General features: G+C 67.7%; 14 protein-coding genes and 1 tRNA gene. 8 read left to right on the top strand and 7 right to left on the bottom strand.

Annotation, left to right across the window (positions count from 1 at the left end):
- Nucleotides 1-6: 6 nt before the first annotated feature.
- Together J3A66_RS05920 and J3A66_RS05915 are read right to left on the bottom strand one after the other, a co-directional pair.
- Nucleotides 7-1,224: an amidohydrolase family protein gene (locus J3A66_RS05920; RefSeq protein ID WP_209567724.1), complete on the bottom strand. Its 1,218-nt coding sequence runs from the start codon at nt 1,222-1,224 to the stop codon at nt 7-9.
- Nucleotides 1,221-2,207 (bottom strand): aspartate carbamoyltransferase catalytic subunit, encoded by a 987-nt coding sequence (locus tag J3A66_RS05915; RefSeq protein ID WP_056680280.1) that lies wholly within the window; start codon nt 2,205-2,207, stop codon nt 1,221-1,223. The genes J3A66_RS05920 and J3A66_RS05915 overlap by 4 nt, the downstream gene beginning before the upstream one ends.
- A 127-nt stretch (nt 2,208-2,334) precedes the next feature.
- Here J3A66_RS05915 and J3A66_RS05910 point away from each other — a divergent pair, with 127 nt between their 5' ends.
- On the top strand, nt 2,335-3,861 hold the full coding sequence (locus tag J3A66_RS05910; RefSeq protein ID WP_209567723.1) for a hypothetical protein: 1,527 nt from the start codon (nt 2,335-2,337) through the stop codon (nt 3,859-3,861).
- On the opposite strand, the gene ruvX is transcribed toward J3A66_RS05910, so the two are convergent.
- Together ruvX and J3A66_RS05900 are read right to left on the bottom strand one after the other, a co-directional pair.
- Nucleotides 3,858-4,325, bottom strand: coding sequence for a Holliday junction resolvase RuvX (gene ruvX / locus J3A66_RS05905; RefSeq protein WP_159511170.1), 468 nt, complete (start codon nt 4,323-4,325; stop codon nt 3,858-3,860). The genes J3A66_RS05910 and ruvX overlap by 4 nt on opposite strands.
- Nucleotides 4,322-5,431, bottom strand: coding sequence for a DUF3089 domain-containing protein (locus J3A66_RS05900; RefSeq protein WP_209567722.1), 1,110 nt, complete (start codon nt 5,429-5,431; stop codon nt 4,322-4,324). Before J3A66_RS05900 ends, ruvX begins: the two co-directional genes overlap by 4 nt.
- A gap of 127 nt (nt 5,432-5,558) precedes the next feature.
- Here J3A66_RS05900 and gatC point away from each other — a divergent pair, with 127 nt between their 5' ends.
- From gatC to gatB, 4 genes are read left to right on the top strand one after another with little or no spacing between them, the layout of a single operon-like run.
- Nucleotides 5,559-5,861: an Asp-tRNA(Asn)/Glu-tRNA(Gln) amidotransferase subunit GatC gene (gene gatC / locus J3A66_RS05895; RefSeq protein ID WP_031438976.1), complete on the top strand. Its 303-nt coding sequence runs from the start codon at nt 5,559-5,561 to the stop codon at nt 5,859-5,861.
- Nucleotides 5,861-7,345, top strand: coding sequence for an Asp-tRNA(Asn)/Glu-tRNA(Gln) amidotransferase subunit GatA (gatA, locus tag J3A66_RS05890; RefSeq protein WP_159511168.1), 1,485 nt, complete (start codon nt 5,861-5,863; stop codon nt 7,343-7,345). Before gatC ends, gatA begins: the two co-directional genes overlap by 1 nt.
- On the top strand, nt 7,339-7,755 hold the full coding sequence (locus J3A66_RS05885; RefSeq protein WP_235188237.1) for a hypothetical protein: 417 nt from the start codon (nt 7,339-7,341) through the stop codon (nt 7,753-7,755). The genes gatA and J3A66_RS05885 overlap by 7 nt, the downstream gene beginning before the upstream one ends.
- Entirely contained in the window at nt 7,752-9,233 is a 1,482-nt protein-coding gene (gene gatB, locus J3A66_RS05880; RefSeq protein ID WP_209567721.1) for an Asp-tRNA(Asn)/Glu-tRNA(Gln) amidotransferase subunit GatB, read from the top strand. The genes J3A66_RS05885 and gatB overlap by 4 nt, the downstream gene beginning before the upstream one ends.
- Before the next feature lie 236 nt (nt 9,234-9,469).
- Here the strand turns inward: gatB and J3A66_RS05875 are convergent, their stop codons facing one another.
- From J3A66_RS05875 to J3A66_RS05865, 3 genes are all read right to left on the bottom strand, one after another.
- Nucleotides 9,470-10,078: a TIGR02281 family clan AA aspartic protease gene (locus J3A66_RS05875; protein WP_031396409.1), complete on the bottom strand. Its 609-nt coding sequence runs from the start codon at nt 10,076-10,078 to the stop codon at nt 9,470-9,472.
- Between the two features lie 120 nt (nt 10,079-10,198).
- Nucleotides 10,199-10,417 carry a hypothetical protein gene (locus J3A66_RS05870; protein WP_209567720.1) on the bottom strand — a complete coding sequence of 73 codons (219 nt, stop codon included), beginning with the start codon at nt 10,415-10,417 and terminating at the stop codon, nt 10,199-10,201.
- Nucleotides 10,418-10,419: 2 nt separating this feature from the next.
- Nucleotides 10,420-10,575, bottom strand: a complete 156-nt coding sequence (locus tag J3A66_RS05865; protein ID WP_166747620.1) for a hypothetical protein — start codon at nt 10,573-10,575, stop codon at nt 10,420-10,422.
- 124 nt (nt 10,576-10,699) lie between these two features.
- Between J3A66_RS05865 and J3A66_RS05860 the strand changes: the two genes are divergently transcribed.
- The 3 genes from J3A66_RS05860 (at nt 10,700) to J3A66_RS05850 (ending at nt 13,634) form a co-directional block, all read left to right on the top strand.
- Nucleotides 10,700-10,784 (top strand) — tRNA-Leu (locus J3A66_RS05860).
- Between the two features lie 69 nt (nt 10,785-10,853).
- The gene (gene tig / locus J3A66_RS05855) at nt 10,854-12,497 is read left to right on the top strand and encodes a trigger factor (protein WP_209567718.1); all 1,644 of its coding nucleotides are present in this window, start codon (nt 10,854-10,856) and stop codon (nt 12,495-12,497) included.
- Between the two features lie 210 nt (nt 12,498-12,707).
- Complete coding sequence (locus tag J3A66_RS05850) at nt 12,708-13,634, top strand: glycosyltransferase family 2 protein (RefSeq protein ID WP_209567716.1); 927 nt, start codon at nt 12,708-12,710, stop codon at nt 13,632-13,634.
- Nucleotides 13,635-13,708: the final 74 nt, after the last annotated feature.

Here is a 13,708-nt window from a genome sequence, read left to right as displayed (position 1 = left end):
TGCCCGTCAGATCTCGCGGCCGCCTTTCCAGACGCGCAGTACCTTGCCCTGCACCGGCAGGCCGTCGAACGGCGTGTTGTTCGCGCTGGCGGCGAACGCGTCGCCGGTGATCTGCCACGGCGCCTGATCGTCGAACAGCAGCAGATCGGCGGGCTTGCCGACCTCGAGCGTGCCGGTGTCGAGCCCGAGCACCGCGGCCGGGTTGCGGCTCAGCAGCGCGAACAGCCGCGACAGCGCGACCCGTTCGTCGCGCACCAGCATCAGCGCGAGCGGCAGCAGCGTCTCGGCTCCCGCCATCCCCGCGCTCGAATCGGCGAAGGGCAGGCGCTTTTCCTCGGGCCCGCGCGGATCATGCGCGGAGCAGATCACGTCGATCGTGCCGTCGGCGACCGCCGCCAGCGCCGCCTGGCGATCCGATTCACTCCTGAGCGGCGGCGAGAGATGCGCGAAGCTGCGGAAATCACTGACCGCGATGTCGGACAGATGGAGATGCGCGGGCGTGATGCCGCAGGTCACTGCCACGCCACGACGCTTGGCGGCACGGATCAGGTCGAAGCCCGCGGCGGTCGTCACCTGGCGGATGTGAAGCCGCGCACCGGTGTCCTCGGCCAGCATCAGGTCGCGGGCGATCGCGAGCGCCTCGGCGATCGCGGGGGCGGCGGGCAGGCCGAGCCGGGTCGCGGTCTCGCCGGCGGTCGCGACGGCGCCCGCGGTCAGTCCGCCGTCCTCGGCATGCGTGACGACCGCGATGTCGAGGTCGCGCGCATAGGCGAGCACGCGGTGCATGACGCCGCTGTCGGCGATCCAGCCCTTGCCGGTGCCGACCGCGCGCGCGCCCGCCGACAGGCAGACTGCCATCTCGGCAAGGTCATGACCGGCCAGCGCCTGAGTCGCGGCGGCGATCGGGTGGATCCACAGGTCGGGCTTGCCGATCAGCGCGGCGCGCTGGACGATGCCGGGATCGTCGAGCACGGGCGACTGGTCGGGCATCAGCCCGACGCGGACGATGCCGCCCGCGCGGAACGCGGCCCGGTCGATCTTCGCCACGCCCAGATCGACGATGCCGGGGGCGAGCGTCTTGCCCGCGCAGTCGATCGTCTGCGCATCGGCGGGTATCTCGACCAGCCCGGTCGCGACGACGACGCCGTCGCGGATCAGGAGATTGCCCTTGGTAACGCCGCCGACCGGGCAGACGAGTGTTGCATTGGTGAGCGCGAGGGTCATGCCCAGCCCTCCACGCCGCGCGCGCGGCGGGTCAGCACGTCGAGGCACGCCATGCGGACCGCCACGCCCATCTCGACCTGTTCGGTGATCGCCGAGCGGGCATGGTCGGCGACCGCCGAATCGATCTCGACGCCGCGGTTCATCGGCCCGGGGTGCATCACCAGCGCATCGGGCGCCGCACGCGCGAGCCGTTCGAGCGTCAGGCCGTAGCGCATCCGGTATTCGCGCGTGGAGGGCACGTATGCGCCGTCCATCCGCTCGTTCTGCAGGCGCAGCATCATGACCACGTCGGCGCCCTCCAGCGCGGCATCGAAATCGGTGAACGGGGTGACCCCCATCTTGTGGATTGCCGCGGGCATCAGCGTCGAGGGCGCGCAGACGCGGACCTCGGCGGCGAGCGCGGTGAGTGCGAGGATGTTCGAGCGTGCGACGCGGCTGTGCAGCACGTCGCCGCAGATCACGACGCGCTGCCCCGCGATCGATCCGCGCCGGCGGCGGATCGTCAGCGCGTCGAGCAGCGCCTGGGTCGGATGTTCGTGGCGGCCGTCGCCTGCGTTCAGGACGGGGCAGTCGACCTTGTCGGCGATCAGCCGCACCGCACCGCTCGCCATGTGGCGGATGACGATGACGTCGGCGCGCATCGCGTTCAGCGTCATCGCGGTGTCGATCAGCGTCTCGCCCTTCTTCACGCTCGACTGCGCGGCGTGCATGTTGACGACGTCGGCGCCGAGCCGCTTGCCCGCGATCTCGAACGACAGAAGCGTGCGCGTGCTGTTCTCGAAGAACGCGTTGATCTGCGTGAGCCCGGCGAGCCGCTTGTCGGGCGTCGCATGGGTGCGGTTCGCCTCGACCCAGGTTTCGGCCTCGTCGAGCAGGAACGCGATCTCGTGCGGCTGGAGCCCGTCGATGCCGGTCAGGTGCCGGTGCGGGAAGACGGCGCCGCCCTCGATGAGGGTGGCGGGGCGGTGATCTGAACGTTGCATCAAGCGCGCTGGGTAGTGGGCTGCGGCGGCGGGGGCAAGGTTCGTCGCTCGACGCGGGGTGGTTAACCGGGTTTTAGGGGCGGCCTGCGATCAGGGGCGGATGGTATGCACGGATGACAAGACTAGCGTGATCGCGCAGCGTGCACCGTGGTGGGAGCGGGGCTGGTTTCTGGTCGCGCTCGTCGTCGCGGCGGCGGTGCCGTTGTTGTGGCCCGCGCTGCCGCCGCTGGGCGATCTGCCGGGGCATATGGGGCGGTGGCACATCGCGATGGCGCTGAGGGATTCGCCCGATTTAACGCGCTATTATACGTTTCACTGGGCACTGATCCCCAATCTGGGGATGGATCTGCTGGTGCCCGCGCTCGCCCGTATCATCGGATTCGAGCCCGCGACGAAGCTGGCGGTGATCGCGATTCCGGTGGTGACGGTCATCGGCCTGTTATGGACCGCGCGCGAGGCGCACGGGCGCGTGCCGCCGACCGCGATCCTTGTGGTGCCGCTCGTTTATGCCTGGCCGTTCCAGTTCGGGTTCGTCAATTTCGCGCTGTCGCAGGCGCTGGCCTTTTGCGCGCTGGCCGTGTGGATCCGCTGGGGGCGTGAGGGGCGGTCTGCGGTGCGCGCGGTGGCATTCGCCGCGATCGCGCCCGTGCTGTGGGTGGCGCACAGCTTCGGCTGGGGGATGTTCGGGTTGATGGCGGCGGCCGCCGAACTCGCGCGGTTGCGGGCGGCGGGAAGGGGCTGGGGCGCAGCGCTCGGCGGGACCATCACCCAGTGCCTGCCGCTCGCGGGGCCGCTGGGTATCATGGCCTTCCAAGCGGGGCTTGGGTCCGGGCACGGGGAAGCCGGGCTCGGTGCGTCGGACTGGTTCAACATGCCTGCCAAGGTCGGGTGGATCCTGTCGATCTTCAGGGACCGGTGGCAGGCGTTCGACCTTCTGTCGCTGATCCCGCCTGTCCTCGTCCTTTATGCCGCGGCGCGCAGCCATGACTGGCGGTTTTCGCAAATTCTCGGCTGGCCTGCGCTGGCGTGTCTGGCGGCGTTCGTCGTGTTGCCAAGGTTGCTGATGGGGGGCGCCTATGTCGACATGCGGATCGCGCCCGCCATGGCGATGCTCGCGCTGATCGCGATCGCGCCGCCGGTGACCGGGAAGACGACACGAACGACCGCGTGGCTGGCGGTGCTGTTTGTCGTTGTCCGACTGGGCGGCACGACATTGAGCTTTGTCGAGCGCTCTGCCGAGCAGCAGAGCGAGCTTTCCGCCATTGCTGCAATCCCGCGCGGCGCGGCGGTTTTGTCGCTGGTCGCACGGCCCTGTTTTGGCGCATGGACCGATCTGCGGCGCGATCACCTGCCCGGGCTGGCGATCGTCCGGCGCGACGTCTTCACCAACGTTCAGTGGGTGATCGAGGGCCAGCAACTGCTGAGCATCCGGCATCAGGCCGCCGCCCCCTATCTCGCCGATCCGAGTCAGAGCGTTTTTCCTGCCCAATGTTCCGATATCGGGTCCAACTTCAGCGCAGCGATCGCCGGCTTCCCGCGCGCGGCGTTAACGCATGTCTGGACGATCGGGTATCCACCGGGGGCTGCGCAGGCCGCGGACTTGCGCGTCGTGTGGACGAACGGCACGTCGACACTCTACCGCGTCGTCCGTTAGATCTGCGCGGTCACCAGCGCGTCGATCGCGCCCTGGAGGATGTACGCCGCCGCCATCTTGTCGACCAGCTCGGCGCGCTTGGCGCGGCTGGCGTCCTGTTCGATCAGCGTGCGCGTGACCGCGACGGTCGACCAGCGTTCGTCCTGGAGCAGGATCGGCAGCCCCATGTCCTTCAGATTCTGCGCGAACGCCCGCGTCGATTGCGAGCGCGGGCTTTCGCTGCCGTCGAGGTTGATCGGCAGGCCGATGACGAGCCCGACGACCTTCTGCGCGGTGATGATCTCGGAGAGCGCGGCCTTGTCCTTCTGGAACTTGGTGCGGCGGATCAGCAAAGCTGGGCTCGCGAACGACCAGCCGGCATCGCACAGCGCGGTGCCGATCGTCTTGGTGCCGACGTCGAGACCGATCAGCCGCCCGCCATTCGGGAGCGCATCGCGAAACTGCGCGGGGGAAAGCGTGATCATCGCGTGAACGCCGCAAGACGGCGGTTGGCGTCCGCGCGCACATTCGCCCAGAACAGCGGATAGTCGTACACGTGGTAGTTGTTCCCGGGGAGCACGTAGGGCCCGAGATCGGGGCCCTCACCGATCAGCAGGATACCCCGGTCGCCGCAGCGCGCGGGCACGTTGCCGACCGACAGCGTCGCGCTCGACAGGTCGGCGGACGGGACCAGCGTGCCGAGATTGGCGGTCGCGGGCGCGCTCGCATCGGCGGTGCCGGTCAGCGGGTTGGTGCAGACCATCGGCGTGGCCTTGCGCGGTTGCCCGTCGAACCCGGTGGTCCGGTCATAGGTCTCGACGACCAGCGACGGATCGGCGGGCTCGGAAAAGCTTTCCCACGACAGGATGCAGCCGGTCTGGTCGGCGGTGCGGCATTCGGCCAGGCCCATCCGCGGCAGGTCGGTGACGCGCGAGACCGGCCAACCGACGACATAGGCGGCGACGATCCGCGCCTTCAGCTTCGGGTCGGTCGCGATCCGGTCGCGCAGCAGCCGGGTGAGGTGGAGCGCGCCCTGGCTGTGTCCGGCGAGGATGATCGGGCGGGTCGGGCCGGCTTCCTTGAGGAACCGGTCGAACGCGGCCGTGACGTCGCCATAGGCGAGCGCGAGCGCGCGTTCGCTGTCGGCCTCGCTGGTCAGGAACGCGCCGAAGGTCGCCTGGCGATAGCGCGGCGCCCAGATGTCGCCCGCGCCGTTGAACGCGCTCGCCTGGCCGCGCAGGAACAGTTCGGCACGGGCATTGGTCTCGGGGTCGTCGATCGGCGCGTTCCAGTGGTCGCGGCTGATGTACGAGGTCGGGTGGATGAAGAAGATCGCCGCGCCCGTTCCCGGGGTGCCGGGTGCATAGCCTTCCGGTGTCCAGAGCGCGGGGTTACCGGGACGATCCGGACGCGCGAGCCACAGGATCTTGCGCGCATAGATGTTCGCCGGCGCCTTGCGCTGCGCCTGGAACGTCTCGCTCGGGACCATCGCGATCCGCATCAGCTCGGTCCCGTACAGGCGATAGGCGAGCAGCGCGGCGATCGCGAGGACGATCATCGCGGTAACGAAATAGAGAAACTTGCGGGCCAAGCGGGACCTTCCGTGCAGGCGGTGGCGTCCCCGTGCCGCATGCGCGGCGCGGTTGCAACGGGTGCGTTTCCGCGGGGGAACACGAAGGGTGTTGCGCGCTCGCGCCGCGCGGTGCTAGCCGAGCGCCATGTCCGTAGATACTGCAACCGTGAAGCGGATCGCGAGCCTTGCGCGCATCGCGATCACCGACGAGGACGCCGCGCGTATCGCGCCCGAACTCGGAAACATCCTTGGCTGGATCGAGATGCTGGGCGAGGTCGATACGACCGGCGTCGAGCCGATGACCGCCGTCATCCCCAACACGCTGCGGCTGCGCGACGACGTCGTCAACGCCGATCCGCTGACCGGCGGCAATATCCGCGAGCAGGTGCTGGCAAACGCGCCCGTAGCTGAACACGGCTTCTTCGCCGTGCCCAAGGTGATCGAATAATGACCGACCTTACCGATCTCGGCATCGCCGGCATCCGCGACGGCGTGCGCGACGGCAGCTTTTCGGCGCGCGACGTCGCCGATGCGTTCATCGTCAAGGTGAGCCAGGCAAAGGCGCTCAACGCGTTCCTGGTCGAGACGCCCGACCATGCGATCGCCGCCGCCACCGCCGCCGATACCGCACGCGCCGCCGGCGAGACGCTCAAGCCGCTGGCCGGCGTGCCGATCGGCATGAAGGACCTGTTCTGCACCAAGGGCGTCACGACGACCGCGGCGAGCCATATCCTCGAAGGCTTCACGCCGACCTATGAGTCGACCGTCTCGCAGAATCTGTGGGATGCGGGCGCGGGGATGCTCGGCAAGCTGAACATGGACCAGTTCGCGATGGGGTCGTCGAACGAGACCTCCGCGTTCGGTAACGTGATCTCACCCTGGAAGCGCAACGACGGCGGCAACGCCGCGCTCGCACCCGGCGGGTCGTCGGGTGGCTCCTCGTCGGCGGTCGCCGCGCGGCTGTGCCCCGGCGCGACCGGCACCGACACCGGCGGCTCGATCCGCCAGCCCGCCGCCTTCACCGGCATCAGCGGCATCAAGCCGACCTATGGCCGCTGCTCGCGCTGGGGGACGATCGCGTTCGCCTCGTCGCTTGACCAGGCGGGGCCGATGGCGCGTGACGTCCGCGACTGCGCGATCCTGCTCGAGGCGATGGCCGGGTTCGATGCGAAGGACGGCACCTCGCTCCAGCTCGACGTGCCGAAATGGGAAGCGGGTCTGTCGGCCAGCCTCGCCGGCCTGCGCGTCGGTATCCCCAAGGAATACCGCGTCGACGGCATGCCCGAGGAGATCGAAGCGCTCTGGCAGAAGGGCATCGACTGGCTGAAGGACGCCGGCGCGACGATCGTCGAGGTTTCGCTCCCGCACACCAAATATGCGTTGCCCGCCTATTACATCATCGCGCCAGCCGAGGCGTCGTCGAACCTCGCGCGCTATGACGGCGTGCGCTACGGCATCCGCGACCTGCCCGCGGGCTCGGGGCTGCAGGACATGTACGCCGCGACCCGCGCCGACGGCTTCGGTCCCGAGGTGAAGCGCCGCATCATGATCGGCACCTATGTGCTGTCGGCCGGCTACTACGACGCGTACTATACGCAGGCGCAGAAGATCCGGACGCTGATCGCGCGCGATTTCGAAAAGGCGTGGGAGACGTGCGACGTCCTGCTCACCCCGACCGCCCCATCGGCGGCGTTCGCGCTTGGTGAAAAGTCGTCCGATCCGATCGCAATGTATCTGAACGACGTCTTCACCGTGCCGTCATCGCTCGCGGGTCTGCCCGCGATGTCGGTGCCGGGCGGTCTCGACAAGCAGGGTCTGCCGCTGGGCTTGCAGATCATCGGCAAGCCGCTCGACGAGCAGGGCGTGCTGAACGCAGGCCTCGCGATCGAACAGCGGGCGGGGTTCACCGCCCGGCCCGAGGCGTGGTGGTAACCGATCGCGCCTTCGTCACGCGCAACGTCGCCGTGCTGCGCGAGGCGCAGAACGCGCTCAACGTTGCGTTCGGGGCGATCCTCAGCGCCTATGTCGGCGTGTCGCTGACCGAGATCGACAACCGGCCGTTCGATCACGCCGTACTCGCACGCTTCTTTCTCGGGCTCGCGGTGTTCATCCTGTGCCTGTGCGTCGGCAACAGCGTGATTTTGCGCGGCGATTACCGGCTGGGCGCGGTGTTCCTGGTGCTGGCCGGCGGTGCCGCCGCGGCCGCGCATCACGAGGCGCTGGTGCTCGGTTTCGAGGGCGCGATCCTGCGTATTCTTTCGGCGTGCTGGGTGGTCGGCCTGCTTGGCAGCAACGCGGCACTGACCGCGATCAACTATATTCATCATCGGAACCGGATATGAGCGACTATCGCATTCAGGGCGACACGGGCGAGTGGGAGGTCGTGATCGGCCTCGAAGTCCATGCGCAGGTGACGTCGAACGCCAAGCTGTTCTCGGGCGCGGCGACTGCGTTCGGGGCTGAGCCCAACACGCAGGTCAGCCTCGTCGACGCGGCGATGCCCGGCATGCTGCCGGTGCCGAACCGCGAGTGCATCCGCCAGGCGGTCCGCACCGGCATGGCGATCGAGGCGCAGATCAACAAATGGTCGCGGTTCGACCGGAAGAACTATTTCTACGCCGATCTGCCGCAGGGCTATCAGATCAGCCAGCTCTATCATCCGATCGTCGGCGAAGGCGCGATCGACATCAGCCTCGACGAGAAGAACCCCGATGCCGCGGGCAAGCGGATCGGCGTCGAGCGCATCCATGTCGAGCAGGATGCGGGCAAGCTGATGCACGACCAGCATCCGACCCAGTCCTATGTCGACCTCAACCGCTCGGGCGTCGCGCTGATGGAGATCGTGTCGAAGCCCGATCTCGCATCGCCGGCGGAGACGGGCGCGTATCTGCGCAAGTTACGGTCGATCCTGCGCTATGTCGGATCGTGCGACGGCAACATGGAAGAGGGCTCGATGCGCGCCGACGTCAATGTCAGCGTGCGCAAGCCCGGCGACGAGCTCGGCACGCGGACCGAGACGAAGAACGTTAATTCGGTGCGCTTCGTGATGGCGGTGGTCGAGCAGGAGGCCAGGCGCCAGGTCGAGGTGCTCGAGGCCGGTGGCAAGATCGTCCAGGAAACGCGGCTCTACGACCCCGATCGCAACGAGACGCGGTCGATGCGGTCGAAGGAAGACGCGCATGATTACCGCTACTTCCCCGATCCCGACCTGTTGCCGCTCGTGCTCGACGATGCGTTCCTCGAGGAATGCCGTGCGTCGCTGCCCGAACTGCCCGACGCGAAGCGCGCGCGCTATGAGGCGCTCGGCATCACCGCCTATCAGGCGACCGTGCTTACCGCCGAGGTCGAGGCGGCGCGCTGGTTCGATGCGCTGCTCGATGCGGGCGTGAAGCCGGCGGCGGCCGCGAACTGGACGACGTCGGAGCTGTTCGGTGCGCTCAACCGGACGGGCAAGGATATTTCCAACTCGCCGGTGTCGCCGGCGCAGGCAGCCGAACTGCTCGGGCTGATCGCCGACGGCACGCTGTCGGGCAGCCTTGCCAAGCAGGTGTTCGAGGTGATGCTCGAGACCGGCGACGGCGCGGCCAAGGTCGTCGAGGATCGCGGGCTGAAGCAGACCAGCGACACCGGCGCGATCGAGAAGGTCATCGCCGAGGTTATGGCAGCGAACGCGGACAAGGTCGCGGATTACCGCGGCGGCAAGGACAAGCTGTTCGGGTTCTTCGTCGGCCAGACGATGAAGGCGATGGGGGGCAAGGCGAACCCTGCGGTGGTGAACGAGGTGCTGAAGAGCGCGCTCGGGGAGTCGGTGGCGCCGTAAGCCCTGTTCCTCCGCGAAGGCGGGAGCCCAGAGTGACGGAGCGCAGCGCTGCTGGAATTCTGGGCCCCCGCCTTTGCGGGGGAACGATCAGGGGGCTGGTGCCCAGAACCTCACCACCCCGGCGAAGGCCGGGGTCCAGTTAGGGGACGTTGCTGATCAGGCGCTGCGTCCCGTTACCCCGGCCTCCCAACTGGACCCCGGCCTTCGCCGGGGTGGAAGCTCTCAGGTCGGAAGCGCTAAGCCGCCACCTTCTGCGGATGGTGCGGCACCAGGATCAGCACATTCTCCTCGACCCGCCACGATGCGAGTCGCGACAGGAAGTTCATCCCCAGCACATTGGTGTCGCCGAACGCCGGCGACACCACCACCTGAAGGTCGCGCGCGACGATCGCGCCGAGCTTCAGTTCGCCGATCCGGCCCGACTGCGCGGGAATCGCACCATTGGCGGTCTGGAGGACGATCGGCACCACGCTCGTCCGCGCATCGATGCCGGCGGCATCGGCCGTCTTGGTCGAAATCGCGGTGATCGTCGCACCGCTGTCGATCAGCAACCGGCGCTCGACCCCGTCGATCCGCGCCCGCGCCCAGAAATGGCCGTCGGGCGACATGCGGATCCGCACCTCGCCACCGACGACCGTCTGGTCCTCGATCCGCAGCAGTTTGGCGATCTTGCCGAGATAGGGATCGAACTGGCTGCGCTGGCCGATCGCGACGAAGAGCAGGCCGACCAGCGCCAGCGTCATGACGAGATTGACGACCGTCCGCAGGATCGGGATCCGCTGCGCAAGGACGAAGACCAGCACCGCGACCCCGAGTGCCACGTACAGCGTCTGATGCTGGGCCAAGTCGGGGAGCAGCCCGAAAAGCGGGGTGCTGGCGGGCGTGGAAATGGGCGGTTCCTGCAAGAAGGGGGTGGACAGCCTGTGCTATCCACCCCCGTATTTATGGTTGCTGACCGGCGCGGCTTATTGCGCGTCCGAATCCTGGTTCTTGATCACGCCGCCGGTGCCGCCGACGCCGTCGGGCATGCCCGTCCTGGTGAACGTCTCGGGCTCGTCGCCGCCTTCACCGCGTTCGACCGCGTCGGAGCGCGACTGCACCGCCTGCTCGATGTCGCTGCGCGTGTCCGCGTCACGGTCCTCGGGGCGGGTTTCGGGATTGGTGCCCGCATGGGGATCGGCCATGATCAGAACTCTGGCTGGATGGGGGCAGGATCGGTCGAGGGCGCGCCCGGATCGGGAACGTCGATGTCCGGCGCGGGTGGATTGAACTCCGGCGGCGGCGTCGTCGGCTCGGCAGGCGACGAGGGCGTCGGGAACTCTGCTGGGGGTTGGGTAGCCATGATGCTCTCTCCTTCTTCCGCATCAACGCGCACGATCGTATCGAGTTGCCCACCGACTTTACCTTGCGTGCTTGCCCCGGGATACAACGTTGGTATAGACGCGCCCGCTACGGCGATGTCCTGTGCGGGCGTGGCGGAACTGGTAGACGCAGCAGGTTTAGGTCCTGCCATCGCAAGATGTGGGGGTTCGAGTCCCTTCGCCCGCACCACTCCGCCGCACTGGCGGGGCGACCGCCAGATGAATTTTTCCCGAATGCTCTTTTAGACAAAGGCCGGACATGCAGACTGTCGAGACGTTGAACGAGGGCCTCAAGCGCGCCTACACCCTCACCATCACTGCGAAGGATATCGATTCGAAGGTCGATGTCGAGCTGAAGCGCCTCGCGCCGCAGATGAAGATGCCGGGCTTCCGTCCGGGCAAGGTGCCGGCAAACCTCATCCGCAAGATGCACGGCCCCGCGCTGACGCAGGACGCGCTGAACGCCGCGATCCAGGAAGGCGTGCAGAACCTCGTTGCTGAAAAGCAGCTGCGTCCCGCGATGCAGCCTTCGGTCGAGCTGGAAGACGGCTATGACCTCGGCAAGGACGCGGTCGTCAAGGTCGAGATGGAGGTCCTGCCGCAGGTCCCCGCACCCGCGATCGACGGCCTGAAGCTCGAGCGGCTGACCGTGCCCGTCGCCGACGAGGCGGTCACCGAGCAGCTCCAGAAGTTCGCCGACCAGCAGAAGAAGTGGGACGACGCCGCTGACGATTACGTCGCGGCGATGGGCGATCTCGTCACCGTCGATTTCGTCGGCAAGACCGCCGATGGCGTCGCGTTCGACGGCGGCACCGGCACCGACATGGGCGTCGAGCTCGGTGCAGGGCGTCTGATCCCCGGTTTCGAGGATCAGCTCGTCGGCGTGAAGACCGGCGAGGAGAAGGTGCTGAACGTGACCTTCCCCGAGGAGTATCAGGAGAAGTCGCTCGCGGGTCAGCCAGCGACGTTCGACATCACCGTCAAGTCGGTCAAGACCGCGGGCGAGAGCAAGATCGACGAGGATCTGGCCAAGTCTCTGGGTCTCGAGAGCCTCGAGCAGCTTTCGGGCCTGCTCAAGGGTCAGATCGAGCAGGAGCATAACGGGCTCACGCGCACGCACATGAAGCGCAAGCTGCTCGACCAGCTCGCCGAGGGTCATGACTTCGAGGTTCCGCCGTCGATGGTGGAAGCCGAGTTCAACCAGATCTGGTCGCAGCTCCAGCACGAAGCCACGCACGAAGCCGATCCCGAGGCCGCGATGGCCGAGATGGAAGGCGAGCGCGACGATTACCGCAAGATCGCCGAGCGTCGCGTGCGCCTCGGCCTGCTCCTGTCCGAGATCGGCCAGGCGAACGGCGTCGAGGTTTCCAACCAGGAAATGCAGCGTCTGCTGGCCCAGGCTGCGCAGCAGTATCCCGCCGAGCAGCGTCAGCAGTTCATGCAGTATGTCCAGTCCGAGCCGATGGCCGCTGCCCAGCTGCGCGCCCCGCTGTACGAGGACAAGGTCGTCGACTTCCTGTTCGAGAAGGCCGAGATCACCGACCGCGAAGCCACCCGCGAGGAGCTGGAAGCTGCGATCGAGAGCGAGGACGGTTTCGCCAGCGGCACGCACGTGCATGACCACGACAACCACAAGCCGAAGAAGAAGGCTGCCGCCAAGAAGAAGGCAGCACCTGCCGATGACGCAGCGGTGACGGACGAGGCGCCCGCTTCGGACGCCGCGGACGAGGCCAAGCCTGCCAAGAAGGCTCCCGCCAAGAAGAAGGCGGCTCCGGTCGAGGCCGAGACGGCGGTAATGGAATCGTCGCCGGTCGCGGCTGAAAATGCCGAGGGCACCGAAGCTGCCGACGCGCCGGCCAAGAAGCCGCGCGCCAAGAAGACTGCGACCAAGACCGAGGCGTAAGCCGATCGGAGTGCCTCGTCGCTGAGGCACTCCCCCGTTTTCGGGCCACTTCCCCGGCGGAGGCCGGGGTCCAGTTGGAAAGGTTGCTGTGACGGCGCGCAAAGCTTCGTTATGGACCTTCCCCAACTGGGCCCCTGCCGCCGCCGGGGATTTGCGTTGATTGGAAGACGCGTTGATCGTTACGCCGTCTTCGACTGTACAGGGCAGGGCATGACCGAACCGAGAATCGCCGTCCTGCTGCCCTGCTACAACGAAGAGGCCGCGATCGCGCAGACGGTGGCGGGGTTCCGCGCCGCGCTGCCCGGCGCCGCGATCTACGTCTACGACAACAACAGCGCCGACCGCACGGTCGCGGTCGCCCGTGCAGCCGGTGCCGTCGTCCGGACCGAACGGATCCAGGGCAAGGGCGCGGTCGTCCGGCGGATGTTTGCGGACATCGATGCCGATATCTACGTCATGGCGGACGGCGACGCGACCTATGACGCGGCATCCGCGCCGGCTTTGGTCGCGCGCGTGCTCGACGAGCAGCTCGACATGGTCGTCGGATCGCGGATCAGCCAGGTCCAGGAAAGCTATCGTCGCGGGCACCGGTTCGGCAACGCGCTGCTCACGGGCATGCTCGCGCGGCTGTTCGGGCGGAGCTTCACCGACATCCTGTCGGGCTACCGCGTCTTCTCGCGGCGGTTCGTGAAGAGCTTTCCGTCGCTGTCGGCGGGGTTCGAAATCGAGACCGAGATCAGCGTCCACGCGCTCGAACTCAAGATGCCGATCGGCGAGGTCGAGACGCCCTATTTCGCGCGCCCCGAGGGGTCCGAATCGAAGCTGAGCACGTACGGCGACGGCTGGCGGATCCTGCGGACGATCATGACGCTGTACCGGATCGAGCGGCCCTTGTGGTTCTTCGGCGCGATCGGCGGAGCGTTCGCGCTGCTCGCGCTGTTGCTCGGCATTCCGCTGGTGCTGACCTATCTCGAAATCCACCAGGTGCCGCGCTTCCCGACCGCGATCCTGATCACCGGGCTCGGCATCTTCGCCGCGCTGAACGTCTTTACCGGGCTGATCCTCGACACCGTCGTCCGCGGCCGCCGCGAGGTACGGCGGCTGGCCTATCTGGCCTACCCCGCGCCTGGCGTCTGACTCCCGCTCTCGGAAGGGGCAGGGGGTAGGTGGTTCTCCTGACGGGTAGCAGGGCTTGAACTCCCCCGTGCGAG

This window comes from Sphingomonas sp. PvP018 (genome assembly GCF_017876865.1).
GTDB lineage: Bacteria > Pseudomonadota > Alphaproteobacteria > Sphingomonadales > Sphingomonadaceae > Sphingomonas > Sphingomonas aerolata.
This window is presented reverse-complemented; position numbering and strand designations above follow the sequence as displayed.

Bases quoted from the DNA above. Each gene is read 5' to 3' on its own strand.
- J3A66_RS05920 (WP_209567724.1), bottom strand. From the start codon at position 1,224: ATGACCCTCGCGCTCACCAATGCAACACTCGTCTGCCCGGTCGGCGGC.
- J3A66_RS05870 (WP_209567720.1), bottom strand. From the start codon at position 10,417: ATGGCCGATCCCCATGCGGGCACCAATCCCGAAACCCGCCCCGAGGAC.
- J3A66_RS05915 (WP_056680280.1), bottom strand. From the start codon at position 2,207: ATGCAACGTTCAGATCACCGCCCCGCCACCCTCATCGAGGGCGGCGCC.
- gatB (WP_209567721.1), top strand. From the start codon at position 7,752: ATGAGCGACTATCGCATTCAGGGCGACACGGGCGAGTGGGAGGTCGTG.
- gatA (WP_159511168.1), top strand. From the start codon at position 5,861: ATGACCGACCTTACCGATCTCGGCATCGCCGGCATCCGCGACGGCGTG.
- J3A66_RS05865 (WP_166747620.1), bottom strand. From the start codon at position 10,575: ATGGCTACCCAACCCCCAGCAGAGTTCCCGACGCCCTCGTCGCCTGCC.
- ruvX (WP_159511170.1), bottom strand. From the start codon at position 4,325: ATGATCACGCTTTCCCCCGCGCAGTTTCGCGATGCGCTCCCGAATGGC.
- J3A66_RS05850 (WP_209567716.1), top strand. From the start codon at position 12,708: ATGACCGAACCGAGAATCGCCGTCCTGCTGCCCTGCTACAACGAAGAG.
- gatC (WP_031438976.1), top strand. From the start codon at position 5,559: ATGTCCGTAGATACTGCAACCGTGAAGCGGATCGCGAGCCTTGCGCGC.
- tig (WP_209567718.1), top strand. From the start codon at position 10,854: ATGCAGACTGTCGAGACGTTGAACGAGGGCCTCAAGCGCGCCTACACC.